23 protein-coding genes are annotated in these 25,783 nt (G+C 58.7%); 9 read left to right on the top strand and 14 right to left on the bottom strand.

What is annotated here, in order from left to right:
• Positions 1 to 58 precede the first annotated feature (58 nt).
• The 8 genes from otnI to CKW31_RS01945 all read right to left on the bottom strand — a co-directional run bounded on the left by otnI (position 59) and on the right by CKW31_RS01945 (position 8,646).
• Positions 59 to 847, bottom strand: a complete 789-nt coding sequence (gene otnI, locus CKW31_RS01980) for a 2-oxo-tetronate isomerase (protein WP_095092737.1) — start codon at positions 845 to 847, stop codon at positions 59 to 61.
• Positions 848 to 868: 21 nt separating this feature from the next.
• Entirely contained in the window at positions 869 to 2,329 is a 1,461-nt protein-coding gene (locus CKW31_RS01975) for an SLC13 family permease (protein ID WP_095092735.1), read from the bottom strand.
• Between the two features lie 85 nt (positions 2,330 to 2,414).
• Positions 2,415 to 3,068: an aldolase gene (locus CKW31_RS01970; protein WP_095092731.1), complete on the bottom strand. Its 654-nt coding sequence runs from the start codon at positions 3,066 to 3,068 to the stop codon at positions 2,415 to 2,417.
• Complete coding sequence (gene otnK, locus CKW31_RS01965; RefSeq protein WP_095092727.1) at positions 3,065 to 4,357, bottom strand: 3-oxo-tetronate kinase; 1,293 nt, start codon at positions 4,355 to 4,357, stop codon at positions 3,065 to 3,067. Before otnK ends, CKW31_RS01970 begins: the two co-directional genes overlap by 4 nt.
• Positions 4,358 to 4,367: 10 nt before the next feature.
• The gene (gene ltnD, locus CKW31_RS01960; protein WP_256582471.1) at positions 4,368 to 5,318 is read right to left on the bottom strand and encodes an L-threonate dehydrogenase; all 951 of its coding nucleotides are present in this window, start codon (positions 5,316 to 5,318) and stop codon (positions 4,368 to 4,370) included.
• A gap of 222 nt (positions 5,319 to 5,540) precedes the next feature.
• A complete protein-coding gene (locus tag CKW31_RS01955) occupies positions 5,541 to 5,831 on the bottom strand; it encodes a DUF2845 domain-containing protein (protein WP_095092723.1) in 291 nt (96 codons plus the stop codon).
• A 3-nt stretch (positions 5,832 to 5,834) separates the two neighbouring features.
• Positions 5,835 to 6,656: a DeoR/GlpR family DNA-binding transcription regulator gene (locus CKW31_RS01950; protein WP_027902564.1), complete on the bottom strand. Its 822-nt coding sequence runs from the start codon at positions 6,654 to 6,656 to the stop codon at positions 5,835 to 5,837.
• A gap of 160 nt (positions 6,657 to 6,816) precedes the next feature.
• Entirely contained in the window at positions 6,817 to 8,646 is a 1,830-nt protein-coding gene (locus CKW31_RS01945) for a sigma 54-interacting transcriptional regulator (protein WP_371856672.1), read from the bottom strand.
• Positions 8,647 to 8,944: 298 nt separating this feature from the next.
• On the opposite strand from CKW31_RS01945, the gene cynS reads away from it, so the two are divergent.
• Complete coding sequence (gene cynS, locus CKW31_RS01940; protein ID WP_027902566.1) at positions 8,945 to 9,385, top strand: cyanase; 441 nt, start codon at positions 8,945 to 8,947, stop codon at positions 9,383 to 9,385.
• Between the two features lie 59 nt (positions 9,386 to 9,444).
• Complete coding sequence (locus CKW31_RS01935; RefSeq protein WP_087265751.1) at positions 9,445 to 10,257, top strand: formate/nitrite transporter family protein; 813 nt, start codon at positions 9,445 to 9,447, stop codon at positions 10,255 to 10,257.
• A 61-nt stretch (positions 10,258 to 10,318) separates the two neighbouring features.
• On the opposite strand, the gene CKW31_RS01930 is transcribed toward CKW31_RS01935, so the two are convergent.
• Complete coding sequence (locus CKW31_RS01930; protein ID WP_095092719.1) at positions 10,319 to 11,587, bottom strand: sodium:proton antiporter; 1,269 nt, start codon at positions 11,585 to 11,587, stop codon at positions 10,319 to 10,321.
• A gap of 417 nt (positions 11,588 to 12,004) precedes the next feature.
• On the opposite strand from CKW31_RS01930, the gene CKW31_RS01925 reads away from it, so the two are divergent.
• Positions 12,005 to 12,760 carry a response regulator transcription factor gene (locus CKW31_RS01925; RefSeq protein WP_095092717.1) on the top strand — a complete coding sequence of 252 codons (756 nt, stop codon included), beginning with the start codon at positions 12,005 to 12,007 and terminating at the stop codon, positions 12,758 to 12,760.
• Between the two features lie 29 nt (positions 12,761 to 12,789).
• Positions 12,790 to 14,127 (top strand): ATP-binding protein, encoded by a 1,338-nt coding sequence (locus tag CKW31_RS01920; RefSeq protein WP_095092715.1) that lies wholly within the window; start codon positions 12,790 to 12,792, stop codon positions 14,125 to 14,127.
• Between the two features lie 225 nt (positions 14,128 to 14,352).
• Here CKW31_RS01920 and CKW31_RS01915 read toward each other — a convergent pair whose 3' ends face one another.
• Positions 14,353 to 16,323, bottom strand: coding sequence for a TonB-dependent receptor domain-containing protein (locus tag CKW31_RS01915; protein WP_095092713.1), 1,971 nt, complete (start codon positions 16,321 to 16,323; stop codon positions 14,353 to 14,355).
• Between the two features lie 293 nt (positions 16,324 to 16,616).
• Here CKW31_RS01915 and CKW31_RS01910 point away from each other — a divergent pair, with 293 nt between their 5' ends.
• Together CKW31_RS01910 and CKW31_RS01905 are read left to right on the top strand one after the other, a co-directional pair.
• On the top strand, positions 16,617 to 17,456 hold the full coding sequence (locus CKW31_RS01910) for an EamA family transporter (protein WP_095092711.1): 840 nt from the start codon (positions 16,617 to 16,619) through the stop codon (positions 17,454 to 17,456).
• A 10-nt stretch (positions 17,457 to 17,466) separates the two neighbouring features.
• Positions 17,467 to 17,868: an MAPEG family protein gene (locus tag CKW31_RS01905; protein WP_087265763.1), complete on the top strand. Its 402-nt coding sequence runs from the start codon at positions 17,467 to 17,469 to the stop codon at positions 17,866 to 17,868.
• A gap of 134 nt (positions 17,869 to 18,002) precedes the next feature.
• Here CKW31_RS01905 and CKW31_RS01900 read toward each other — a convergent pair whose 3' ends face one another.
• Entirely contained in the window at positions 18,003 to 18,413 is a 411-nt protein-coding gene (locus tag CKW31_RS01900) for a DUF1090 domain-containing protein (protein ID WP_095092709.1), read from the bottom strand.
• Positions 18,414 to 18,469: 56 nt separating this feature from the next.
• A complete protein-coding gene (gene ligB / locus CKW31_RS01895; protein WP_095092707.1) occupies positions 18,470 to 20,143 on the bottom strand; it encodes an NAD-dependent DNA ligase LigB in 1,674 nt (557 codons plus the stop codon).
• Positions 20,144 to 20,330: 187 nt separating this feature from the next.
• Here ligB and CKW31_RS01890 point away from each other — a divergent pair, with 187 nt between their 5' ends.
• A complete protein-coding gene (locus tag CKW31_RS01890; RefSeq protein WP_095092705.1) occupies positions 20,331 to 20,951 on the top strand; it encodes a LysE family translocator in 621 nt (206 codons plus the stop codon).
• A 212-nt stretch (positions 20,952 to 21,163) separates the two neighbouring features.
• Here the strand turns inward: CKW31_RS01890 and metK are convergent, their stop codons facing one another.
• A complete protein-coding gene (metK, locus tag CKW31_RS01885) occupies positions 21,164 to 22,354 on the bottom strand; it encodes a methionine adenosyltransferase (protein WP_027901297.1) in 1,191 nt (396 codons plus the stop codon).
• Positions 22,355 to 22,374: 20 nt separating this feature from the next.
• Positions 22,375 to 23,370 (bottom strand): metalloregulator ArsR/SmtB family transcription factor, encoded by a 996-nt coding sequence (locus tag CKW31_RS01880; protein ID WP_095092703.1) that lies wholly within the window; start codon positions 23,368 to 23,370, stop codon positions 22,375 to 22,377.
• Positions 23,371 to 23,494: 124 nt separating this feature from the next.
• On the opposite strand from CKW31_RS01880, the gene CKW31_RS29735 reads away from it, so the two are divergent.
• Positions 23,495 to 23,647, top strand: a complete 153-nt coding sequence (locus CKW31_RS29735) for a hypothetical protein (protein ID WP_176469758.1) — start codon at positions 23,495 to 23,497, stop codon at positions 23,645 to 23,647.
• Complete coding sequence (gene tkt, locus CKW31_RS01875; protein ID WP_095092701.1) at positions 23,631 to 25,628, top strand: transketolase; 1,998 nt, start codon at positions 23,631 to 23,633, stop codon at positions 25,626 to 25,628. The genes CKW31_RS29735 and tkt overlap by 17 nt, the downstream gene beginning before the upstream one ends.
• Positions 25,629 to 25,783 lie beyond the last annotated feature (155 nt).

Raw genomic sequence — 25,783 nt, 5'->3', positions numbered from 1 at the left:
ATGGTCAGTTCCTCTTTTTATTTTTATGAGGTTTAGGTGTTGCCGAGGCCAACTGTAATCAGCGCTTGAGGCTCTGCCAATCGCGCAACCATTGCAGGCCGGTGCTGGTGTCGCCTTTAGGCCGATATTCGCAGCCAATCCAGCCGGTGTAACCCAGGCGATCGATTTCTTCGAACAGCCAGTTGTAGTTCAGCTCGCCCAGATTCGGCTCGTGACGATCCGGCACGCCAGCAATCTGGATATGACCGACGCCAGCGAAGTCACGACGCAGTTTGGAGATCACATCGCCTTCAACGATCTGGCAATGATAGAAGTCGAACTGCACCTTGAGGTTGGCCGCGCCGACTTCCTTGCAGATGGCTTGCGCCTGATCCTGACGATTCAGAAAGAACCCAGGCATGTCACGGGTATTGATCGGTTCGATCAGCACGGTGATGCCCGCCTCGGCAGCTTGTTCAGCAGCGTAGGCAAGGTTTTCCAGGTATACCGCCTGATGGCGTTCACGCAATTCTTCACTGGGCAGCAAGCCCGCCATGACGTGAATCCGGTCGTTGCCTAGCACGTCTGCGTATTCCAGCGCACGAGCGATGCCGGTGCGAAACTCTTCTTCGCGCCCGGGCAACGAAGCAATGCCGCGTTCGCCTGCCGCCCAGTCTCCGGGCGGAGCATTGAACAGCGCTTGCACCAGCCCGTTATCGCTCAGGCGCTGCTTGAGCTCCTGAGTGCTGTAGTCGTACGGAAACAGATACTCGACGGCGCCGAAACCATCGGCGGCCGCTGCGCTGAAGCGCTCGAGAAAATCATGTTGCGGGTAGAGCATGCTGAGGTTGGCAGCGAAACGAGGCATGTGAACTCCAGTCTTGTTGGATCAGACGAATGGCCAGATCACCAGGGTCGCGAGGAAACCCAGGGTGCCGAGGATAGTAACCAGCACGGTCCAGGTACGCAGGCCGTCGGCGACATTAAGGCCAGCCAGTTTGGTGAACATCCAGTAACCGGCGTCGTTGATGTGCGACATTGCCAGACCGCCACCGCCCATGGCCAGACACAGCAGCGCCAGGTGGTTTGGGGTCAGGTTCAGGGTTGCGATCAGCGGGCTGAGAATACCGGCCGTGGTCACCAGTGCAACGGTAGTGGAACCTTGCACGGCACGCAGCAGCAGGGTCAGCAGGAAGCCCAGCGCCAGAACCGGCAGGCCGGTGGTACGCAGTGCTTCGGAGACGACAGCGCCGATACCGGTATCCACCAGCACTTTGCCGAACACGCCGCCGGCACCGGCGATCAGGATCACCATGGCCACACCCGGCAGTGCTGAACCAATCACGTCCGACACCTGAGTGCGGCTCCAGCCACGGCGAGTACCCAGCAACCATGCACAGAGCAGGGTGTCGATCAGCAGCGCAACCAGCGGCGCGCCCAACACAGTCAAAACACTGCGCAGTGTCGAATCGACAGGCAACATAGTGGTAGCCAGTGTGCCCAACAGAATCAATACGATTGGCAGCAGGATCAGGCCGATGATCAAACCGAAGCCAGGCGCCGGAGCGGGCGGCAGCGATGCGGCAAGACTGCTGGCGCTTTCTTCCATACCCGGCTTGCTCGAATGCGTCGCTTCGCTGCTGGTGTTGGAGTAGTCGCCGTTATGCCAGGCTTTCAGGTCGGCGTTGGTCATATGCGGGCCGTAGACTTCGGCACGGATATCGTCCGTCATCGGGTAGAACTTGCGGGTCATGCGGCCAGCAATGAAGTAACCGACCAGGCTCAGGACCGCAACCATCGGAATACCAAACATCAGTACGCGACCCAGGTCGGCACCCAACTGACCGGCAGCGGCCACAGCACCCGGATGCGGCGGTAGAAAGGCATGCACCGCCAGCAATGCCGCACACATCGGCAAGGCGAACAGCAACAGTGGTTTACGTGCCGCACGGGCGACGCCATAGGCCAGCGGCATGAGAATGATCACGCCCACTTCGAAGAACACCGGAATACCGACGATGAAACCGGCAACGGTCAGCGCCAGCGGTGTACGCCGGTTGCCAAAGCGGTTGATCAGGGTTTTCGCCAATGCTTCGGCACCACCGGACAGCTCGATGATGCGTCCGATCATCGCGCCCAAGGCAATGATGATCGCGATGTGACCGAGGGTTTTGCCCATGCCGCCTTCAATGGTGGCAACCAGATCAGCCGGTTTCACACCCGCGACCAGCGCAACAATGATGCTCACCAGCATCAACGCCACGAACGGCTGGAATTTGTATTTGAGGACCAGGAACAGCAGCAGCGCGATGCCCGCGCCCGCAATCAACATCAGCATTAGTGGCGTCATACTTTAAAGTCCCATTGTTATTGTTTTCCGGCTGGGCCGGGTCTTGTCGAAGGCCGCTGAACGGCCCCCAATCAAATGCCTTGAACTACCACTTGGCCCCAAAAACCTCGCGCAACTCGTCCAGTGCAGCCTGGTCGAGCGGAGCGGGCTTGGGGTGGGTCATCAACCAGAGTCGAGCGGTTTCTTCCAGTTCTTCAAGGGCGTAGGCGGCCTTGGCAACCGAGCTTTCCCAGATAACCGGTCCGAGCCGTTCGAGCATCACGCCGCGCACACTGTTGGCCAGTTGCGCAACGCGCTGGGCGACTTTCGGCGAGCCGGGGCGCTCATAACCAATGAGCGGAATCTGCCCGACTTTCATCACCTGATAAGGCGTCAGTGGCGGCAGGATGTTGTCCTCCTGCCAGACGCCCGCCAGGGTCAGCGCAACCAGATGGGTGGAGTGGGTATGCACCACGCCGCCGACACCTGGATTGCGGTCGTAGACCTCGCGATGCAGCGCGAGGGTCTTCGAAGGTTTGCTGCCCGACACCCATTCACCGGCCAGATTGACCTTGGCGATTTCGGTCGGATCAAGGCGACCCAGGCACGCGTCAGTTGGCGTGATCAGCCAGCCGTCATCGAGCCGCGCGCTGATGTTTCCGGCGCTGCCGACGGTGTAACCACGGCCATATAACAGCCTGCCGATGTCGCAGATCTCTTCGCGAAGCTTGTTTTCCGCACGTTGGTTTTCAGCGCTCATGGGGTTTCCCCCGCCAACTGCTTGAGGGCTTTGCTGAAGAAGTCGCGGCCACCGAAGTTGCCGGACTTGAGTGCCAATGCCAGCGGTTGAGCGCCACTGCTGACCGTGGCCGGAACACCCGGATCAATCTGCGCACCAATCTTCAGCAGTTGCACGCCCAAGGCCTGAACCACAGCGCCGGAGGTTTCACCGCCCGCGACCACGAAGCGGCGCACGCCAGCATTAAGCAGACCTTTCGCGATTTGCCCCAGAGCGTCTTCAACCAGGGCACCTGCGCGTTCAACGCCCAGTTGCTGTTGTACGGCTTTGACTTCGTTTGGTGAGCTGGTGGCGTAGATCAGCACGGTTTCGCCTGCTTTGCGGGCGAACTCCAGCGCCTGCTCAACCACCGGACGGCCAGCGGCCAGCTCCAAGGGATTGATGCGCAGGGCAGGGCGATTGGCTTCAAGCCAGGCCGCGACCTGACCATTGGTGGCGACCGAAGCGCTACCTGCCAACACCACTTCTCCGCCCACAACCGGCTCAAGTCTGGCGGCGTCGATGTCACGCAATTTGCCCGCCTTGCGGAAGTTGCCCGGCAAGCCCAGGGCCAGGCCCGAACCACCGGTCAGCAATGGCAGATCGGCGCAGGCTTCGCCCAAGGTGTAGAGATCGGCATCGGACAGCGCATCGGCAATCGCCATGCTCACGCCGTCAGCGCGCAACTCGGCAATTTTGCTGCGCACGCCTTCAACGCCTTTGGCGATGCTGTCGTAGCGCAGCAGACCGACTTTCTGCTGGGTTTGCGATTGCAGCACGCGTACCAGATTGGCGTCGGTCATCGGCGTCAGCGGGTGATGCTGCATGCCGCATTCATTCAGTAACTGGTCCTGAACGAACAAGTGGCCGCGGAAGATCGTGCGACCGTTTTCCGGGAACGCCGGACACGCCAGGGTGAAATCGCTGCCGAGTTTTTTCAGCAGTGCTTCGCTGACCTGACCGATGTTGCCAGCGGCGGTGGAGTCGAAGGTCGAGCAATACTTGAAGAAAATCTGCTCACAGCCACGCTCGCGCAGCCATTCCAGTGCAGCGAGGGATTCCTCGACGGCTTCGGCGGCAGGCGTGGTGCGGGATTTCAAGGCAATGACGATGGCGTCGGCGTCCAGATCGGCCGCCATTTCAGCGGTCGGAATGCCGATGCTTTGCACGGTACGCATGCCGCCACGCACCAGCATGTTGGCCAGGTCGGTTGCGCCGGTGAAATCGTCGGCGATGCAGCCCAGCAAAGGGCGCACAGGAGAATTACTCATCGGTTGCCCCTTAAGCTTGTTCTGGCTTGGCTTTCGGCAATTCGATGCCCGGGAAAATCTTGATCACGGCGGAGTCATCTTCACGACCGTAACCGGCGCTGGAAGCCTGCATGAACATCTGGTGTGCAGTGGCCGACAGCGGCAGCGGGAATTTGCTGGTGCGAGCGGTATCCAGTACCAGGCCCAGATCCTTGACGAAGATATCCACAGCCGACAGCGGTGTGTAATCGGCTTTGAGAATGTGCGGCACACGGTTCTCAAACATCCACGAGTTGCCCGCGCTGTTGGTGATCACTTCGTAAAGAGCGTCGGCGTCGACACCTTCACGCAGGCCCAGCGCCATGGCTTCGGCGCTGGCTGCGATGTGAACACCGGCCAGCAACTGGTTGATGATTTTGACTTTGGAACCCAGCCCGTGAACGTCGCCCAGGCGATAAACCTTGCCTGCCATACCGTCCAGAATGGCCTGGGCCTTGGCGTACGATTCAGCCGGTCCGGAGGTCATCATGGTCATCTGGCCTGCGGCCGCCTTGGCTGCGCCGCCGGAGATCGGGGCATCGAGGTACAGCAGGTTCTGCGAGGCCAGACGTTCGCCCAACTCGACCGCGAAGGTCGGTGCGACGGTGGCGCAACCGATAACCAGGCTGCCGGGACGCAGTGCTGCAATGGCACCGTTCTCACCGAACAGGACGGTTTCGGTCTGCTCAGCGTTGACCACAACGGTGATGATCACATCACAAGCGGCTGCCATGGCAGCAGGGGAGGCGCAGGCAACGCCGCCTTCGGTGGCGAACTGCTCGGTGACACTAGCGCGGACATCACACGCATGCACATTGAAACCACTGCGCAGCAACGAGCGGGCAATGCCCAAACCCATCGCACCCAAGCCAATAACGCCGACATTCTTGTTAGTCATGCTGTCTTCCTCGGATGGTTGCCGATGCTCGTCACTGCCAGCAATCGGTCGGAATTGTTCTGATCTGTGAATCCGATAGTGAATCAGTGAGCGAATAATGTGAAGTATTATTTATTGTTCACATGGATTCACATTGGTGGGGCGCAGATATTTTGATGTGGGAGCGGTGCTTGCCCGCGATAAGGCAGATGCGATCTAAAGTGAATCGCGTCCAGCCTATCGCGGGCAAGCACCGCTCCCACAGGTTTTGCGCCGTTTATAAGGGGGTTACTTGCTGCTTTTGATCTGAACGAGCCGGCCATCAATGAACCGCAAGGTGCGGTACATGCCGTTCTCTGGCCCATAGACCCAGGTTTGGACTGTGACAGCGCTGTGTTTCAACTGGCCATTGGCGGCCATTGCAGGCGGGATGATCTGGCGTTCGGCAGGCGGGCCGCATTTGCGCAGCACCTCCACCGCCAGGTCACCCTCATCAATCAAGGCGCTGTTGCAGCGCATTGATGCGTGGGCGTTTCCACTCAGCAGGGCCAGGGCGACCAGCAGTGAGCGGATGACCATGATTCAGCGCTGCCCGGCCGCTGGTGCCAATAGCAATTCGACCCGGTGCTTGCGGATACCGTCCGCCGCCGCTTCAGCCAGGGCGGCGTCGCTGATGATGATGTCGAACTGTTCCAGCGCAGCGATCTTGTACATGCCGAAGGTGCCGTATTTGGAGCTGGTTGCCACCAACACGGTCTGCGAGGCGGATTGCATGGCGGCTTGCTTGACCTCGACCTTCAGCGCCGAGGGCGTTGTCGTGCCGCGCTGCAAATCCCAGGAGCTGGTGGACATGAACGCGATGTCAGTCGCGAGTTGGCGCAAGGTCGCGGCAGCAAGACCGCCAACGCAGGAGCGGTTGGGGTGATCGAGCAGGCCGCCGGTGTGGATCACATCCACATGGGTTGCGTCAGCGAGTGCGTTGACGATACCGAAGTCGTTGGTCACCACGGTCATGCCCGACAGCGCCGCAATGTGCGGGACAATTTCCAGGGTACTGGTGCCCGCATCCAGGTAGATCGTCATATCGTCGTGCAACAAACCGGCAGCCAGTCTCGCCATACCCTGCTTCTGCGGCAGCTCGACAACAGCTTTGGACTGATGGCTGGGTTCGCTGTGCAACTGGCTGGCGATGCGCACGCCACCGGTGACCGAATAAGCACGGCCTTCCTGTTCCAGCAAGGCAATGTCGCGGCGGATGGTCATGTGCGAGCAATCGAACATTTCCACCAACTGGTGCACGCTGAGTACCTGATGCTTGCGCAATTGACGCAGCATCAACTCCCGACGCTGATCGGGAATCATCGGTGTGCCGCCAACGACGGCGATCTCCTCTTTGCTGGACATGCGTGCTCCTGAGCCTCGGTAAAACCACCAGCACGGGCTGGTGGTCGAGGCATCTTAGCCAATCGAGTCACGCATGACAGCAGGTAAGCGCTGCAGGCTGCACTTTTGCTCAAGACTGGCTCTGGTCAGTCGATGCTCGATCCGTAGCCTTGACCAGTCTTTAAAGGCGTTTTTTATAAGCCCTGGGGTCGATGCCCCACTTGTGTAAACGCGAGGCAAGGGTTGAAGGTTTGAGCCCCAGTAATTGCGCCGCGCCGCCTTCTCCCGACACTTTGCCTGCCGTACGTTTGAGCATCGCTATGACATTGGCTCTGAGTTGCAGCTGCAGGTGCTCATCGCGCAGGGGTTCAATGGTGTCGGCGGGATCGGTGTTCACGGCTATATGGGTTTGCGGAATCAAATCATCGAAGCGTAAAACTCCGTCCTGGCTGACGATCATCTGGCGCTCAATGACGTTTTCCAGCTCCCTGATATTTCCGGGCCATGAATAACGCTTCAGTACTTGCAGCTGTGCAATTGGCAGTCTTACCCCCGGTTTGTTGAACGACTTGCGTGCCCTGTGGAGGAAGTGGCTGGCGAGCAGAGGAATATCCCCCACACGCTCGCGCAGTGGCACTGATCTGATCGGAAATACGTTCAAGCGAAAGTACAGGTCTTCCCGGAAAGCGCCCACTTTGACCATTTCGTGCAGATCACGATTGGTCGCTGCAATAACCCGCACGTTCACCACGCGAGTCACGTTGTCGCCCACGCGCTCGAATTGCTGATCCTGCAAAACCCGCAAGAGTTTGCTCTGTAGCTCCAGCGGAATTTCCCCGACTTCATCGAGAAACAGTGTGCCGCCGTCGGCGAGCTCAAAGCGTCCGATGCGATGACTGACTGCGCCGGTGAACGCCCCCTTCACATGTCCAAAAAACTCGCTTTCAAACAGGTCGCGTGGAATCGCTGCACAGTTCACCCTGATCAACGGGCGATCGCTGCGCAGGCTGCTGGCATGAATGGCGCGGGCGATGAGCTCTTTACCCGTCCCTGATTCGCCGCTGATCAACACGTTGGCATCAGTGGGGGCGACCAGTTCCAGTTGGCGGATCAGGTGCAGTACGACGGGGCTTTCACCGACAATATTGTGATGGTTACGCTCCGCTTTTATCTCTTCCTGAAGGTATTGGTTTTCAAGTTCCAGACGCTGTTTGAGCTGTTCCACCTCGTTGAGCGCCTCCAGCAATCTGCGCTCTGCCTGCTGACGCTCTCGAATGTCCCGAAACAGCACCACGGCACCGACCAGCCTTCCCATCTCGAAAATCGGTGTGCTGGTGTATTCGACGGCGATGGCTTCACCGTTCTTGTGCCAGAACACTTCGTTATCGACATGATGAACGTGACCGTCGCTGAACGAGGCATGGATAGGGCATTGCTGAACGGGATAGCGGCTGCCGTCGCCATGGGTGTGATGGAACAGCTGATGCGCGTCACGACCGATCATGTCACTGGAATTCCAGCCAAGAATACGTTCGGCGGCCGGGTTCATGAAGGTCGTCTCTCCTTTGGTGTCGAGGCCATAAATCCCCTCGCCAACAGCGCCGAGAATCAGTCTGTTCTGGCGTTCAATGCGCTCGAAAACCTGGGAAATCCGCTCCCAGCCTACGTGCCCAAGTCGATGCTGGCGGCGGGCCTCGGAACGATTGCGGCGCTTTTCCAGAATATCCCGCGCCTGAAGCAACAGCAGGATGCGACGGCCGTCGGGCAGTACGCTGGAGCTGACCTCCACAGCATGCTGACTTCGCGAGATATCCAACAGACTGAGGTCGTCCGACCATGCCGAGCCTTGGGTCAGCGTCTCGTCGGTAAAGGTGACCCAGTGCGGTAATCCATCGCCCAGAAAATGACTGAAACGTCTATCGAACAGGTCCGTTTCAGCGCATCCCAGCAATGCCAGCGCGGCTCGATTTGCCCGGATAAGCCGGTCCGCTGGCGGATCAATGATCAGCATGGGGAGCGGTGCGTGTTCGAACGCCTCGTCTGCGATGTTCTGCGGCATTTCGTTGCCCTCTTCGAGCACGTATCAGCGGATCTGCAAAGCTATTAAGTACGAGATATCGTGAAAATTTTCACTAAAAATCGCGATTTACGAGATTTCGCGAAATGGCTGAGAACTGCAAGTTTTGAAATTTATATATCTTTCAAATAGATAGGGCGGGTTTTGCGGCTGGCACGGATTTCGCTCTTGCTTCGTCAGCCACGATGCGCGGTGGCGCGTCGGATCAGAATCTTTCAGAGGAAGCAGAGCGATGAACAAAACAGAGATGCACCACCTGTTAATGGCTGCCAAGGCTCGCAAAGGTATGAGCTGGGATGAACTGGGTGAAGCGGTGGGAAAAGGTTCGGTATGGGTGGCGTCTGCTTGCTACGGCATGAACAGCGCTACGCCGGAAGTCGCCGCGCGGATTTGCGAAGTTTTGGGCGTGGATGAAGAAGTGGCTAGCGCACTGACCGTGTTCCCTAAAAAAACCTGGGATCAAACCATCCCGCAAGACCCAATGATCTACCGGTTGTATGAAATCGTCGGCGTTTATGGCGACACCCTCAAGGATGTGATTCAAGAGAAGTTCGGCGACGGGATCATGTCTGCCATCGACTTTTCAATGCATGTCGACAAGGTCGAAGACCCCAAAGGCGATCGGGTGCGTGTGACCCTCAACGGAAAATTCCTGCCTTACCGCGCCTGGTAACAGCGACACCCTCCACTGAGCCCACGCGCACTGCAAAGTACGCAAAAAGGAAAGCGCTAATGTCTTATTTGCTCCCCTCCGAATTCGTCACCAAGATGATCGATGCCGGTGAGTCCAAGGTTCACATGGCAACGCGTGACACGCTGATCCGCGCGTTTATGGCGGGCGCAATACTGGCATTGGCGGCCGTATTCGCGGTGACGATTGCGGTTCAGACCGGCTCGCCATTGCTGGGCGCAGTGCTCTTCCCCGTAGGGTTCTCGATGCTCTATCTGATGGGCTTCGACTTGCTGACCGGTGTGTTCGTGCTGACGCCTCTGGCACTGCTCGACAAGCGTCCGGGTGTCAATATCAACGGTATCCTGCGCAACTGGGGTCTGGTGTTTTTGGGTAACTTCGCAGGCGCGCTGACAGTCGCATTCATAATGGCTTTCGTCTTTACCTACGGATTCAATGCAGACCCTGGCGCTGTTGGTCACAAAATCGCCAGCATTGGCGAGTCCCGCACACTCGGTTATGCCGAGTACGGCACAGCGGGCTGGGTGACGATCTTTCTGCGTGGGGTGCTGTGCAACTGGATGGTCTCGATGGGCGTGGTGGGTGCCATGATTTCCACGTCTGTGAGCGGCAAGGTGATCGCTATGTGGATGCCGATCATGTTGTTCTTTTTCATGGGGTTCGAGCATTCGGTGGTGAACATGTTTCTGTTCCCGTCGGCCATGATCATGGGCGGCGGATTTTCGGTCATGGACTACCTGGTCTGGAATGAAATTCCGACGGTGCTCGGTAATCTGGCGGGTGGCCTGGCCTTCACGGGGCTTACGCTGTACTGCACTCACGCAAGAACCGCCCCTAAGCGCAAGTTTTCCTGACGCCACGCTTCTCAAGCTGCATGACCACTCAGCGGGAGCCGAGTGGTCATGCGCTGGCGGTTTAGTGCCCTGCGTTTTGCTCTTGTGGCGGCTGTGTTTCACCACGAGTAACCGCCTTGACCAACTTGCCAATACTCAACCCCTGCAACAGGATCGAGGACAGCACCACGATGTAGGTGATGCTCAGCAGCAAGTCGCGCTCCGGCCCCAGTGGCAAAGCCAGCGCCAGTGCCACGGAAACGCCGCCGCGCAAACCACCCCAGGTCAGGATGCGGATCGTACCTTTGGGCACGGTGCGCCAGCGACGCAGGAGCAGAATGGCCGGTGCAACGGTGACGAACCGTGACAGCAGAATCGCCACCGCCAGCAAGCCTGCTGCCAGCATGTGCGACCACGAGAACGGCAGCAGCAACAGTTCCATGCCGATCAACGCAAACAACAGCGCGTTGAGCATGTCATCGAGCAATTCCCAAAAGCCGTCCATGTAGCGACGGGTCATGTCGTTCATCGCCAGATTGCGCCCCAGGTTGCCGATGATCAGACCGGCGACAACCATCGCAATAGGACCTGAGACATGCAACTCGCTGGACATGGCCGACCCGCCAATCACCAGAGCAAGCGTCAGCATGACTTCGATCTGATACTGCTCGATGCTCTTGATCATCAGGTACACGGCATAGCCGATCAGGCCGCCGAACAGCACGCCACCGACCGCTTCGTGGACAAACAGCATGGCGGTTTCGCCCACTGTTGGTGTTTCACCCAGTTGCGCAATACCCAGCAACACGGTGAACACCACAACGGCGGTGCCGTCGTTGAACAGCGACTCGCCGACAATAGTGGTTTTCAACGGCTTTGACGCATTGGCGGTCCGCAACACGCCGAGCACCGCAATGGGGTCGGTCGGGGAAATCAGTGCGCCGAACAGCAGGCAGTACAGGAAGCTGACGTGCCAGCCGAACCAGCCAAAGATCCAGTAGGCCAAGGTGCCGATCACGGTGGTGGCAATCAACACGCCGAAGGTTGCCAGCAAGCCAATGGGCCAGCGATAACTTTTCAGGTCAGAAAGGTTGACGTGCAACGCCCCCGCAAACAACAGGAACGACAGCATCCAGTTCATCAGCAGATCGCCGAAATCGATCTGGCCGATCAACTGCTGGACGCGCTCTTCGAGACCGGGAAAGCCCATGAAACTCAGGCCTTGCAGGATCAGCGAAAACATCAACGCAGTGACCATGACGCCAATGGTGGGCGGCAGGCCGATGAAACGAAAGTTCACATAAGTGAGCAGCGAGGTGAGGCAGATAAAAGCAGCAACGAGTTCAAGCATCGGTCTTCCTGTTAATGCGATTCAAAGCGTGCCCGGAGTTGATTGAGGCGTGGCGCGGGCAGGGGTTTGATGGGCCGCTGGCGTGTGCGGACACATATTTTTCCATATCCATGGGAGTGGCATGGACCACAGAAGGCCGACAGCGTTGCAAATGAGTGCCTGATAGTGGCGCATCGGCTATTATCGCGGCTCGTTAATGGGAATCATCCGCAAATGTGTTTACTCCACCAGGATGTCCACAACAATCTGAGCTGGAATGCTGTTTTTGTGGGAGCGGTGCTTGCCCGCGATAAGGCTGGACGCGGTTCACTTTAGATCGCATCTGCCTTATCGCGGGCAAGCACCGCTCCCACAGAGGTCCGTGTTTGCAGCTTGAGAACACCGCGTCAGCTCCAAGAGTGCACTATCAGGAACGAAATGAGCGCTGAACCCACCGCCAACCCTTCGCCGCCACGCATTCTGGTGGTCGACGATCACCGCAAGATCCGCGATCCGTTGGCGGTGTATCTGCGTCGTCATTCGTTTGATGTGCGCACTGCTGAAGATGCGGCCGGGATGTGGCAGTTGCTCAAGCAGCAGTCCTTTGATGTGGTGGTGCTGGACGTGATGCTGCCCGATGGCGACGGCTTTGAGCTGTGCGGGATGTTGCATCGCCGGGCCAACATTCCGGTGATCCTGCTGACCGCTCGCGACGCCTCGGCTGATCGGGTCAAAGGGCTGGATCTGGGCGCGGATGATTACGTGACCAAACCCTTCGAGCCGCGTGAGCTGGTCGCACGGATCAACAGCGTATTGCGTCGGCGCGGTACGCCAGTGAGCGTCGATCAGGCGTTGAGTGCCTCATCGGCACAGCGCTACGAATTCGCTGGCCTGAGTTTCATCAGCTCGACCGAGCAATTGCTGCACGCTGACGGCAGCCAGGTCCAGCTCAGCACCGCCGAAAGCAGGCTACTGACGGTATTTCTGAAACATCCCAATCAGACCCTTGATCGCCAGCGTCTGCTGGACCTGACCGCGCGTCCTGGCAGTGATGTTTATGATCGCGCCATCGACCGCCAGATCAGTCGTCTGCGTCGCAAGCTGGTGGATGATCCCTTGCAACCGCAATTGCTGCGCACTGTCTGGGGCGGCGGTTACATGCTGGCGGCGGATGTCAGCGTGCAACACCTGTGAAGTGGCTGAGCCGGTGTTGGCCCAAGCGTATGACCCATCAATTGGGCCTGCTTCTGCTGCTGGCGCTGTTGGCATCCAACGGCATCGCGATGTTGTTTTTGCAACGTACCGGCGCGCTGATTCATCCGCTATCCCGCACCCTGACGCTTGAGCGATTGACCACGGCGTACCACGTCGCCCATGAGCTGTCGGCGGCTGATGCGTCCCGGGTGCTGGCAACCATGGAGACGCACGATGCGCGCTTCTGGATCGCCCGGCAGCCCGAGGTCAGCCCTTTTGATATGCACAAAGAAGAGCGGCGTCTGGCGCAGGAACTACGCGCACGTCTGGCGCTGACGCCGGAGATGGCGGTGAATATCCAGCTGGAGCGAGTCACGGGTGGCCCGGCCCGGGAGGCGGTGTTTTTCCGTGCAGGCTGGGCACCGCTGCGGTTGCGTACCAGCATCGTTTTGCCCAATGGGCAGACGCTCAATGCCTTGCAGCATCCGGCGGGTGCCTATGAGTGGAGCCGGTTACTGGCCTACACCTTGCCGGTGACGACCATCCCGGTCCTGCTGATCGTGATTTTCTTCATGCGCCGGATCGTACAGCCGGTCAAGACGCTGGCCGAGGCGACCGAGCGAGTCAGCCGAGGTGAGTGGATTGCGCCGCTGCCGCTGTCTGGTCCACAGGAGGCCCGGGACCTGACTGTCGCATTCAACGTGATGCAGGAGCGCATCGCCCGCCATGTTGAAGGTCGTACCCGAATGCTGGCGGCGGTGAGTCATGACCTGAATACGCCAATCACTGAGCTGCGTCTGCAGGTTGAATTGATCGAAGACGGTCCTTTGCGCGATGACATGCTGGAAAGCCTTGATGAGCTGCGGGCCATGGTGCGCGAGACGCTGGATTTCGTGCGCGGCGATGCGGTTCAGGAAGCGACGGTGACGGTATCGCTGAACGAGATGCTCGACGATCTGGCGCGACGTTACCGGATCATGGAGCAGCCGGTGACGTGGGAGGGCGGTGAGCAGATCAGTTGCCGCTGTCGGCCGCTGGCGCTGAAGCGAGCGTTGACCAACCTCATCGATAACGCGTTGCGCCATGCCGGTGACGCACAGATCAGCCTGAGCCGTGAGGGCGTCGGGATGATCCGTCTGGAGATTCTCGATCATGGGCCGGGGATTGAACCTGCGTGGCTGACGCAGGTGTTCGAACCGTTCGTGCAGTTAGGGCGGGGAGGGGCTGATATCAGCCAGGGTGGCGGACTTGGCTTGGGTCTGGCCATCGCCCGAGCCTGTATTCAGGCGCATGGCGGGGAACTGGTATTGGAAAACCGCCCGCCTGCCGGATTGTGTGCGGTGGTGCGATTGCCTGCTGCGGTTTGATGTGCTTTGGACATTTACAAATGCCCCAGCCTTGAAATGAGAACCTGTGGGAGAACCTACGTTTGCCCGCAAGCTAATTGACGACGTGGGACCGGCTTTAGCCGGGAAGGCGGTATTTCTGCTGATAAAAATTCAACGTCTGTCCCGGCCTCTTCCCGGCTGAAGCCGGTCCCACGTCATCAGTGATTCCTGTGGGAGCTCACTTCAACTCGTGCAACGGGTACTTTAAAACCGCACGGTCGTCGACGCCCACAGCGTGCGGCCGTAGTTCACGGTGCCGTAGGTTTCGTCGTCCAGGCGCTTGTCGGTCAGGTTGTACAGCGCGGCGTTGAACGAGACGTTTTTGGTCAGCTCATACGAGCCGCCGAAGTCTGCGGTGGTGTAGCCCGGCGACGATTCGTCGGTGATGGTGTTGCCGTACTCCTCGCCGTAGTAATTGACGGCTGCCCAGAGCTGGGTCTTGTCGGACAGCGTCCAGTCAGTGCGTACGTTGGCCTTGTGCTCGGGTGTAAGTGCCAATGGTGCGCCTGCGTTGGCACCGGATTTTTGCTCCGAGTCGGTGTAGGTGTAGTTGGCTTTCAGTGCCAGCGCAGACGTGATGTCCCAGCGTCCGTTCAGCTCCGCGCCCTGAATCACAGCTTTATCGACGTTGACTCGTTCCATGATGATGTACGGACCGAAGAACTGGTCGGTGGTCACCGTGGACAGCTTGTCCTTGAAGTCGTTGTAGAACACCGTTGCGCCAGCCGACAGGTTATTGCGGTTGGACCAGAGTGCCGACAGCTCGTAGTTGGTGCTCGTCTCAGGCTTGAGGTCCGGGTTACCGAGCATCGCGAACGTGTTGCGGCGCAGTACGGCGTAGTCCTCGATCACTGCACGCAATTCCGGAGCCTTGAAGCCGCGAGCCACGCCGCCTTTGATGGTCCAGTCGTCGGTTGCATGCCACACGCCATAAACACGCGGGCTGAAATGCACGCCGTATTGTTCGTGGTGGTCCATACGCAGGCCGGTGGTCAACGCGAAAGTGTCGGTCATCGCCCATTCGTTTTCGGCGAACAGTGCTTTCTGCACCACGGAGTACTCGTAGTTCACACGGTCGCCCAACCCTTGGTTCCAGTCAGTGACCGTCGTCTCGTTCCATTGCAGGCCGGTGGTGGTGATGTTGTGTTCGGTCGGGATCACCAGCTTGGCGTCAAACACCGAGTTCTTCACAGTAGGCTTGCGACCCAGTACGTCGCGCTGCGTTGCGCTGGCTACGCCTTTACGGCTGGATTCTTCCTGTGCGAACGAAACGTCCGAGGTGGCCCAGTCCCAACGGCCCTGGTGAGAGATCGACCAGTGATCACGGTTATTTTCCTGTTCGCGGGTGGCCCAGTTCGGGCTTACACCATCACCATTTTTCAGGCGGGTAGCACCGGCTTCCAGCAGGATGTCGTGGTCGATGGTTGGGGTAAAAGCCAGGCGTGCGGTCAGGTCCTTATGGTCTGCTTTGCTGAAACCGTTGGTTTCCTCCACGTCATCGTCTGCCTGGCGATCCAGATAGCGACCCCAGACTTGCAGCCCCAAAGTGTCCTGAATCAGCGGACCATTGAGGTAGAACTGGGTCTGCCGTGCATTGCCCTGATCGCTGTGCTGGCGCGCCGAATAATCATAAGTAACCGAGCCACCCCATTCGGTTGAAACCTTGCGGGTAATGACGTTGATCACGCCGCCAATGGCATCCGAGCCATACAGCGAGGACATCGGGCCGCGCACCACTTCGATTCGTTCGATGGCTTCGGCTGGAGGAATGAAGCTCTGCTCGTAGCCCGAGTTGCCGTTGACCCTTGATTCACGAGCGCTCTGGCGTTTGCCATCCACCAGAATCAAGGTGTAATCAGCCGGCATGCCGCGGATCGAGATGTCGGTTTCGTTGGCGCCACCATTGACGGTCACACCTTCAACGTCGCGCAGGGCGTCAGTCAGATCGCGGAACGAACGCTTGCGCAGTTCATCGCCGGTAATGATTGTCACGGAAGCAGGTGCATCCTCTACGCTCTGCTCATAACCGGCAGCGGTGACGGTCACGTCTTCCAGAGTGATCGCCGGGGCGGCGGTGGTTTCTTGAGCCTGAACGCAGGCGCTTTGGGCGATGAGGCACGCCAGCGCGAGCTTCGTCATGGCGACAGTCGGTCGCAAACGAAAAACAGAGTGCATGGAACTTCCTTACGATGCGGGGTTAAACGTTAATCGTAAGGATTCTCATTGGCGGAGGTTGGACAAGGTGTGACAGCCGATCCTATTGAACTCGCGTAGACCCCGGTAGGAGCGAACTTGTTCGCGATCTGGCGCGAAGCGGCAGCAATGGCCGCGACTCGGTGCATTTGCTGGAATCGGGTCGTCCGATTTACGACTGCTGCGCAGCCGTTCGCGAACAAGTTCGCTCCTACAGGTCCTATGTTTTTTGCGGTGACAGGTACGGCAGTCTGATCTTAAACAGGGAGAGTGTTTTGCTGGCTACGGCTTTGGTGTTGATCGCGGCGATACTGCACGCTACGTGGAACACCCTGATCAAATTCAGCGGTGAACGGTTGTTGGTCATCGCCAGCATGGACTTTGTGGCGTTGCTATTTGCGGTTCTGGCCGTGGGGTTTGTCGAGCCGCCGCCTGCTGCCATCTGGCCATGGATGATCGCCTCGGCGTTGTTCGAGCTGCTGTACCGGTATTTGCTGATTCAGGCCTATCGAGTCGGTGACCTAGGGTTGGTCTATCCGCTGATGCGTGGGCTGTCGCCATTGGTGGTGCTGGCTCTCACTTTGATATTTGTCGGCGAAGAACTGAGCGCCCAGCAAATCCTCGGTATTCTGCTGATCCCATGCGGCATGATATGCCTGCTTTGGCAGGGCGGTGGCGGTGATCGACTGCCGTGGTCGCTGCTGCCGGTGGTTGCATTGATCGGGGTTTGCATCGGTTGCTACACCTGGATCGACGGCCAGGCGTTGCAGATGGGCGTGCATCCGCTCGATTATCTGGTCTGGCTCACGCTGATCAGCGCCTGGCCGTTTCCGTTACTGGCAATCACCTACAAACGTGCGCCGTTCAGCCTGTTCTGGCGTGAGCAATGGCGGCTGGGGTTAAGCGTCGGCTTGTGCGTGTTGTTCAGCTACGCTCTGGTGTTGTGGGCGATGCAGTTGGGCTCGGTGGCGGAGGCTGCGGCCTTGCGCGAAGTCAGCGTGATTCTGGTGGTGCTGTTTGGCATGCGTTATCTGAAAGAACCTTTTGGCCGACCCCGGCTCTTAGCATGTGGCCTGGTTCTGCTTGGCATGCTGGTTATGAAAATCAAACTATAAGGATTCTGCTATGACGGTTGCATTCTGGTGCGTATTGGTCGCGATTATTCTGCCGATCGTTTGTGCAGGCATCGCCAAGTTTTCCAGTGGCAAGTTCAATGGCAAGCACAACCACAACCCGCGTAATTTCCTGAATAACCTCGAAGGTTTGCCAGCGCGCGCCAATGCGGCGCAGCTCAACAGCTTCGAGATCCTGCCGGGCTTTGCCGCCGCAGTGATCATCGCCCACATCGCGGGTAATGCGCAGTTGGTGACGATCGACGTGGTTGCGGTACTGTTCATCACCAGTCGACTGCTCTACATCATTTTTTATCTGGCTGACTGGGCTGCACTGCGCTCGATCGCGTGGTTGGTAGGTATTGGCCTGATCATCGGGCTGTTTATCGCTTCAGCCACGCCGCTGCCTGCCTGACCATGATGTAACCGCAAGGCCTGCAGGAGCGCACCGGCAGCGCGAGGCCGCGATAGCGGTGTGGTCAGACAGACTTCGCGGCCTCGCGCTGATCGTCCGCTCCTACAGTGGGCGCATTTTGGGCAGCTCTCGATTCAATCCTGCGGCTGAAGGTCTTCCAGTTCGGTCTGGGCGTCTTGCAGTTCTTTGCGGGATTCGGCCAGTTTGTCTTTGCGCTTGTTGATTTTGTCCGGATCGCCTTTGCTCATGGCTTTGCTCAGGTCAGACTCGCGCTTTTTGACTTCCCGCTTGGCGTCCAGCACTTTCTGTTCATGTTCCTTGAGCAGCGAAGCTTCGGTGCAGTTGGCGTTGTTTTCGCTCAGGGCTTTTTCCAGGCCAGCTTGCTGAGGCTTGTTGCCCTCGGTTTTTGCTTCTTCGATCTTTTTGCTGATTTCCTGACTTTTGACCACACATTCGCTGGCTTCCGGTGCTGGTTCAGCCGCCAGAAGCGGGGTCGCCAGCATGCTGCAGCACGTCAGCAGAATCAGTGGAGAAAAAACCTTCATATGAACTCCTTATGAACACGATAACGTCCGGGCTTGATGATTAAACGCCCGGCACTTTAAAAACCTGAAATACCCTGGGCCCGTAATTGCTCACTCAAGGCCTGAACCTGCGGATGCTGGAAGAAGGCGACCAACTGGCTGGCACGACCCGAACCTATGCCCGGTTCCATTTGCCATTGCTGCGCCGTGCGCTTTTCCAGTTCACTCCATTGCTCGCCCAGGTGAGCATTCCCCGTGGGCGGCAGGCCGATAGCCTTTAGCCACACCACAAACGGCTTTGAGCGAGCCTCCTGCAAACTGTCGAGCAGTTTAGCGCTGCTGCGCTCACCCAGCCCGGAAATGTTAGCAAGCTGTTCTTTTTCCAGGGTCAGCCAGTCGAGCAACCCGTTGATTTTCCCGGCGCTGATCAGGTTGTCCCAGGTCCCGGGACCGACTCCGGTCAGCGCCAGACCTTTCTTGCCGCTGAGCCAGGCAAGCCGTGCGCGAAACTGGCTTTCACAGCCGCTGACGGGTTGCCAGCAACTGAGGGCGTGAAAGTCTTTGGCCTCGGGAATCTGCAAGTCGCTGCGCTCGACACTGCGTGACACGACGCTGTCCAGCCGTGGAATGGTCAGGCCTGCCAGGCTCACAGCGACTTGATCGCCGGGTCTGATGTCCAGCGCCTGCCAGCGTTGCAGCGAGCCAACACTGATGCGACTGATCTGCCGATCATCCAGACGCACAGGTTCCAATTCCAGCACGGGGGTTATCTTGCCGCTACGGCCGATGTTGAAGTGGACCTTGCGTACTTCCGCCAGGGCTTGCGCAAACGGGTATTTCCAGGCGGCGATCCAGTAGGGTGCCCTGGCTTGCCAACGCTGGGCGGGAGGTCGCTCGCCCTGTCGGATGATGACGCCGTCAGTGGCAAACGGCAGCGGGTTGCGATACCAATGCTCGCGCCAGCGATGCGCCTGAGCGAAGCCTTCCAGCGACTGGCTGTATTGAGCGCTGTCGTCGAAACCCAATGCGTTCAAGCCTGCCAGGCGTTCGGTCATGGAAGTCGGCCCCGCAGGCCAGTCCCACACGAACAAACCGATCTGGTCCGCCTCTTCCGTGCGTAGTTCGTGACGAGCCAGCATCCCGGCAACTTTGCTGCGCGCGTTCATACTCCCGGCTTGGGCTTGCACGTGATTCGTCAGTCGCAGATACAGCTCGCCTTGCAACACCAGGGTTTCCTGCCAGGGCAGATGCGCAGGAATGGCCGAAATGTGTCGGGCGTGTTGGGTCCAGTCTTGCCCCGCAACACCGTCGCCGCGGCTGATCGCTTGAACCAACGCGCCATTTTCATAGACCAGCGTCACGGCCACGCCATCGATCTTGGGCTGGATCCACAGGTCAGTGCGACCTTTGAGCCAGTCGCGCACTGCGGCTTCATCGCTGAGCTTGTTGACCCCCGTGTGCGGAACAGGATGGCGAGCCGTCCCTTTGGCAGTTTTCAGCGGGTTATCGGCTTCGCTGTTGGGCTTGGCAAAACATGATCGCCAGAACTCTAGACGCTGTCGGGACTGGTCATAGAGTTCGTCGGCAATCAGCGAAACGCCCTGGCGGTGATAGCCGTCATCCCAAGCGGCGATTTGTGTTTGCAGGGCGGTGATTGAGTTGCGGGCTTTGGCGGGCGTCCAGTCCGGACATGCGTTGGCATGGGCAGTGAGGCTGGCGAGGGTGAGGGTGATTGCGGCCAATATGCGCATCGAAGCATCCTTGCTTGAAGAGGTGCATGTGAGGCTAGCCAGCGCTGAGTGACATGTCTGGTTGCGCTGATTGCTGAATCATTCAGCCAGTACAGATGCCGCTTTTTTGATTCGCCACTGTGTCTTTGAAGAGTGAAACGCTGCCTGCACTATTACGACTCCTTGTCCAAGTGTTGATGGGTGATTCATGGATATCTCGACTCTTGCGGTTTTCGTGCCGGCCTGCTTTGCGCTGAACATGGCGCCTGGGCCCAACAACCTGCTTTCGATCAGTAACGCGACCCGTTACGGCTTTGCCCGGGCCTGCATTGGCGGGCTGGGACGTTTGCTGGCCTTTGCCATCATGATTGCGCTGGCAGCAGTGGGTCTGACGGCGGTGTTGCACACATCGGAATGGTTATTCCATGTGATCAAGATCGTCGGTGCGGCCTACCTGTTCTATCTGGCCGTGCAGTTGTGGCGGGCGAGCCCTGAGGAAGAGGGCGGCGTGATCGGTTCAGGCAAAGGCCTGTTCAGCCTGGCTCGGCAGGAGTTTCTGGTGGCCATCGGTAATCCCAAGGCGATCCTGCTGTTTACTGCTTTCTTGCCACAGTTCGTCGATCAATCGGGCCACGTGACGGAGCAGTTCGCGGTACTCGGCGTTTTGTTTCTGGCGCTGGAATGCCTCGCCATCGCGATCTACGCCTGGATGGGCATTCACGCCCGCCGATTGTTTGCGCGGCCCAGTGGCAAGCGATTGTTCAACCGGGTATGCGCGGGATTGCTGGCCAGCGCGGCTTCGGTTTTGTTGGTGGCGAGGAAGGCTTAACAGCTAGAGTGCGAGATGTGCGGCGCAATCACGCCCTCGTAGGAGCGGCTTTAGCCGCGAGAGGACAAGTCCATTCAACGCATTTTCCTCGTCAGAACTGACGCCCTCCCGGCTAAAGCCGGTCCTACGGGAGGTACCATCTCCATAACCAAAAAGCCCCTGACGACCGTGGTCGCCAGGGGCTTTTTGTTACGCCTGAAACTTAAGGCGTGTTACAGACCGGCAGCGGCGCGCAGGGCGTCGGCGCGGTCGGTTTTTTCCCAGGTGAACGTGGTGAAGGTGTCATTGCCCACGGTCTTGGTCTGCGGCGTACGACCGAAGTGGCCGTAGGCTGCAGTTTCCTGATACATCGGGTGCAGCAGGTCGAGCATGGTCGTGATCGCGTATGGGCGCAGGTCGAAGATGTCGCGGACCAGTTTGATGATCTTGTCATCGCTGATCTTGCCGGTGCCGAAGGTGTTCAAAGAGATCGAAGTCGGTTGTGCAACGCCGATCGCGTAGGAAACCTGAATCTCGCAGCGCTCGGCCAGGCCGGCAGCAACGATGTTCTTGGCAACATAACGGCCAGCGTAAGCAGCCGAACGGTCAACCTTGGATGGATCCTTGCCGGAGAACGCGCCGCCGCCGTGACGGGCCATGCCGCCGTAGCTGTCGACGATGATCTTGCGACCGGTCAGACCGCAGTCACCCACCGGGCCGCCAATGATGAACTGGCCAGTCGGGTTGATGTGGAACTGGGTGTCCTTGTGCAGCAGCTCAGCTGGCAGCACGTGCTTGACGATCAGTTCCATCACGCCTTCGCGCAGATCGTTGTAGGAAACTTCAGGGTTGTGCTGAGTAGACAGAACGACTGCGTCGATGCCGACGACTTTGCCGTTCTCGTAGCTGCAAGTCACCTGGGACTTGGCATCCGGGCGCAGCCAAGGCAGCAGGCCGGATTTACGGGCTTCAGCCTGACGCTTGACCAACTGGTGCGAAAACGCGATTGGCGCAGGCATCAGTTCAGCGGTTTCGTTGCTGGCGTAGCCGAACATCAGGCCCTGGTCGCCAGCGCCCTGATCTTCAGGCTTGGCACGGTCAACACCCTGGTTGATGTCAGGGGACTGCTTGCCGATGATGTTCATCACGCCGCAGGTAGCACCGTCGAAACCGACGTCGGAGCTGGTGTAGCCGATGTCGCTGATCACGTCACGAACGATTTGCTCGAGGTCAACCCAGGCGCTGGTGGTCACTTCGCCAGCAACGATGGCAACACCGGTCTTGACCAGGGTTTCAACAGCGACGCGAGCGTGTTTGTCCTGAGCAATGATTGCATCCAGAACCGCATCGGAAATCTGGTCGGCGATTTTGTCTGGGTGCCCTTCGGACACGGACTCGGAGGTGAAAAGGGAGTATTCGCTCATCTCTACGGGTTTCCTGAATTTTACCGATGGTGAGTGTTGCCAGCCGGTCGCTGAAAATGGCGGACCTGGATCTGGAAACCATTACGTAAGCCTACATAGAGGCTTTCCCCGGGAACTAGCCCCGCAGCGATGGCCCAACGGGCCAGATCTTCCTGTTCAAACCCTAACCAGAGATCGCCACAGGCCTCCTTGGCCCAGCTCTGATCGTGGCTACACAAGTCTGTCACTAACAGGCTACCGCCCGGTTGCAACAGAGTTGCCAGTTGTTTGAGTGCATCGGCCGGTGCAGCGAAATGGTGCAGTACCATGTTCAGCACAACACAATCTGCGCTGACATCGACGGCCCCCAGTACATCGGCGAGTTTCAGTTCTACATTAGCCAATGCCTGCGCAGCGCACAGCTGGCGCGCTATTTCCAGCATCGCCGGGCTGTTGTCCAGCGCCGTCACGTGGTGGAAGCGCCGCGCCAGGTCTGGGAGAAAACCGCCATCCCCCGGCCCGACTTCCAGTGCCGTCGCTTGTGGCCCGAAGTTCAGCTTGTCGAGCAACGACAGCAGACTTTCCCGATACTGGGCCAGCCCGGCAATCAAGTCCTGCTGGGCGCGAAACTTTTCCGCTGTACGCGCGAAGAAGTCCTGACTGGCGTTGGCGCGTTGACGATGCACCAGGCTGATACGCGACTGCACATCCATGGGCAGGGTCAGCATGTCGACCTCATCCAGTATGGCGGCGTGCAACCTGCCGCCCGGTTGTCCGGTATGGGGCAGGGCGCGTCGGTAGAAAATCGCATTGCCTTCGCGTCGCGTCGCAACCAGATCCGCCTGGGCCAGCACCTTGAGATGGTGGCTCATACCGGACTGACCAATGGCGAATATCTGCGCCAGTTCCAGCACGCCGAATGAGTCATTGGCCAATGCGCGCAATACATTCAGTCGTAACGGGTCGCCGCCGGCCTTGCACAAGGCAGAAAGGTCGTCGCTGTCGTCGTGGCGAATTGCAGGTACGCGCAGGTTCATAGGGCTGGCAGTCTAGTTAGCGACCGGGTATGTCGCAAGGGCAATATCAAAAAGTTTTGATATTGCTTGATGGGCGGTGAGTTCAGGGCTATCCAGGACCGTTATTCCGGGCCGGGAGCGTGCCATGGATGAACAAATAACGAAGCGCGGGCAGGAAAAACAACCACAAGCCGCTATCTTTCATTGCTCCCAGGCAGTGCCTGAGGGAAAATGCTCGCCTTTTTCAGATCCATTCTTTTCCAGTTCTCAGGAGATCAGCGATGCCCAGCCGTCGTGAGCGTGCCAACGCCATTCGTGCACTCAGCATGGATGCCGTGCAAAAAGCCAACAGCGGCCATCCCGGTGCCCCTATGGGCATGGCGGATATCGCCGAAGTACTTTGGCGCGACTATCTGAAGCACAACCCGAGCAACCCGAATTTCGCCGACCGTGACCGCTTCATCATGTCCAACGGTCATGGTTCGATGCTGGTCTACTCGTTGCTGCACCTGACCGGTTATGACCTGTCCATCGACGACCTGAAAAACTTCCGCCAGTTGCACAGCCGCACGCCGGGTCACCCGGAATTCGGTTACACGCCGGGCGTAGAGACCACCACCGGCCCACTGGGTCAGGGTTTCGCCAACGCCGTGGGTTTCGCGGTTGCAGAGAAGACGCTGGCGGCCCAGTTCAACCGTCCAGGCCACAACATCGTCGACCACCACACCTACGTGTTCATGGGTGATGGCTGCATGATGGAAGGCATCTCCCACGAAGTCGGCTCGCTGGCTGGCACACTGGGTCTGAACAAACTGATCGCTTTCTACGACGACAACGGCATCTCTATCGATGGCGAAGTTGAAGGCTGGTTCACCGATGACACGCCGAAGCGCTTCGAATCCTACGGCTGGCTGGTGATCCGCAACGTTGACGGTCACGACGCTGAAGAGATCAAGATTGCCATCGACACCGCTCGCAAGAGCGACAAGCCGACCCTGATCTGCTGCAAGACCACCATTGGTTTCGGTTCGCCGAACAAGCAAGGCAAGGAAGAGTCCCACGGCGCTCCGCTGGGTGCTGAAGAAATCGCCTTGACCCGTGCCGCCCTGAAATGGACTCACGGTCCATTCGACATTCCGGCTGACATCTACGCCGAGTGGAGCTGCAAAGAGAAAGGCCTGGCGGCTGAAGCTGAGTGGGATCAGCGTTTTGCTGCCTACTCTGCCGAATTCCCGGAGCTGGCTAACGAGCTGATCCGTCGCATGAGCGGCGAACTGCCAGCTGACTTCGCTGAAAAATCCGCTGCTTACGTGGCTGAAGTCAACGCCAAGGGCGAAACCATCGCCAGCCGCAAGGCCAGCCAGAATGCACTGGGCGCTTTCGGTCCTTTGCTGCCTGAGTTCCTCGGCGGTTCGGCTGACCTGGCCGGTTCCAACCTGACCATCTGGAAAGGCTGCAAGAGCATCACCGGCGAAGACGCCAACGGCAACTACCTGCATTACGGCGTGCGCGAGTTCGGCATGGGCGCAATGATGAACGGTATCGCCCTGCACGGCGGCTTCGTACCCTATGGCGCGACCTTCCTGATCTTCATGGAGTACGCCCGCAACGCGGTGCGTATGTCCTCGCTGATGAAGAAGCGCGTGCTGTATGTGTTCACCCACGACTCCATCGGTCTGGGCGAAGACGGCCCGACGCACCAGCCAATCGAGCAACTGACCAGCCTGCGTACCACGCCGAATCTGGACACCTGGCGCCCTGCGGATGCTGTGGAATCGGCTGTGGCCTGGAAGTACTCCATCGAGCGCAACGACGGCCCGTCGGCGTTGATCTTCTCGCGTCAGAACCTGACTCACCAGACTCGCGACGAAGCCCAGCTGGCGGACATCGCTCGTGGTGGTTACGTGCTGCGTGACTGCGTTGGCGAACCAGAACTGATTCTGATCGCTACCGGTTCGGAAGTGGGTCTGGCCGTTCAGGCATTTGAAAAACTCAGCGCTCAAGGCCGCAACGTGCGTGTGGTTTCCATGCCATGCACCAGCGTTTTCGATGCTCAGGATCCGGGCTACAAGCAAGCGGTTCTGCCGCTGCAGGTCAGCGCTCGTATCGCCATCGAAGCTGCTCACGCAGACTTCTGGTACAAGTACGTCGGCCTGGAAGGTCGCGTTATCGGCATGACCACCTTCGGCGAGTCGGCCCCTGCGCCAGCCCTGTTCGAAGAGTTCGGCTTCACCCTGGAAAACATCCTGGGTCAGGCTGAAGAACTGCTGGAAGATTGATAGCGATGTAGCCTGTTGTGGCGAAACCTGTGGGAGCGGTGCTTGCCCGCGATAGATTCAACTCGGTCTTCATTACCGTGTTGACCTTATCGCGGGCAAGCACCGCTCCCACATAATGTGTACCTCAACAGTTTTTTGGTGATTCATCGAGAACC

It is taken from the genome of Pseudomonas sp. Irchel 3A5 (genome assembly GCF_900187575.1).
Taxonomy (GTDB): Bacteria; Pseudomonadota; Gammaproteobacteria; order Pseudomonadales; family Pseudomonadaceae; genus Aquipseudomonas; species Aquipseudomonas folii.
This window is presented reverse-complemented; position numbering and strand designations above follow the sequence as displayed.

Coding starts and splice junctions, on each gene's coding strand:
- CKW31_RS01880 (WP_095092703.1), bottom strand. CDS start 23,370: ATGAACCTGCGCGTACCTGCAATTCGCCACGACGACAGCGACGACCTT.
- CKW31_RS01975 (WP_095092735.1), bottom strand. CDS start 2,329: ATGACGCCACTAATGCTGATGTTGATTGCGGGCGCGGGCATCGCGCTG.
- CKW31_RS01915 (WP_095092713.1), bottom strand. CDS start 16,323: ATGCACTCTGTTTTTCGTTTGCGACCGACTGTCGCCATGACGAAGCTC.
- CKW31_RS01900 (WP_095092709.1), bottom strand. CDS start 18,413: ATGAAGGTTTTTTCTCCACTGATTCTGCTGACGTGCTGCAGCATGCTG.
- CKW31_RS01890 (WP_095092705.1), top strand. CDS start 20,331: ATGGATATCTCGACTCTTGCGGTTTTCGTGCCGGCCTGCTTTGCGCTG.
- cynS (WP_027902566.1), top strand. CDS start 8,945: ATGAACAAAACAGAGATGCACCACCTGTTAATGGCTGCCAAGGCTCGC.
- CKW31_RS01935 (WP_087265751.1), top strand. CDS start 9,445: ATGTCTTATTTGCTCCCCTCCGAATTCGTCACCAAGATGATCGATGCC.
- CKW31_RS01905 (WP_087265763.1), top strand. CDS start 17,467: ATGACGGTTGCATTCTGGTGCGTATTGGTCGCGATTATTCTGCCGATC.
- metK (WP_027901297.1), bottom strand. CDS start 22,354: ATGAGCGAATACTCCCTTTTCACCTCCGAGTCCGTGTCCGAAGGGCAC.
- ligB (WP_095092707.1), bottom strand. CDS start 20,143: ATGCGCATATTGGCCGCAATCACCCTCACCCTCGCCAGCCTCACTGCC.
- tkt (WP_095092701.1), top strand. CDS start 23,631: ATGCCCAGCCGTCGTGAGCGTGCCAACGCCATTCGTGCACTCAGCATG.
- CKW31_RS01930 (WP_095092719.1), bottom strand. CDS start 11,587: ATGCTTGAACTCGTTGCTGCTTTTATCTGCCTCACCTCGCTGCTCACT.
- CKW31_RS01970 (WP_095092731.1), bottom strand. CDS start 3,068: ATGAGCGCTGAAAACCAACGTGCGGAAAACAAGCTTCGCGAAGAGATC.
- CKW31_RS01945 (WP_371856672.1), bottom strand. CDS start 8,646: ATGCTGATCATTGATCCGCCAGCGGACCGGCTTATCCGGGCAAATCGA.
- CKW31_RS01920 (WP_095092715.1), top strand. CDS start 12,790: ATGACCCATCAATTGGGCCTGCTTCTGCTGCTGGCGCTGTTGGCATCC.
- CKW31_RS01950 (WP_027902564.1), bottom strand. CDS start 6,656: ATGTCCAGCAAAGAGGAGATCGCCGTCGTTGGCGGCACACCGATGATT.
- CKW31_RS29735 (WP_176469758.1), top strand. CDS start 23,495: ATGGATGAACAAATAACGAAGCGCGGGCAGGAAAAACAACCACAAGCC.
- CKW31_RS01955 (WP_095092723.1), bottom strand. CDS start 5,831: ATGGTCATCCGCTCACTGCTGGTCGCCCTGGCCCTGCTGAGTGGAAAC.
- CKW31_RS01925 (WP_095092717.1), top strand. CDS start 12,005: ATGAGCGCTGAACCCACCGCCAACCCTTCGCCGCCACGCATTCTGGTG.
- otnI (WP_095092737.1), bottom strand. CDS start 847: ATGCCTCGTTTCGCTGCCAACCTCAGCATGCTCTACCCGCAACATGAT.
- otnK (WP_095092727.1), bottom strand. CDS start 4,357: ATGAGTAATTCTCCTGTGCGCCCTTTGCTGGGCTGCATCGCCGACGAT.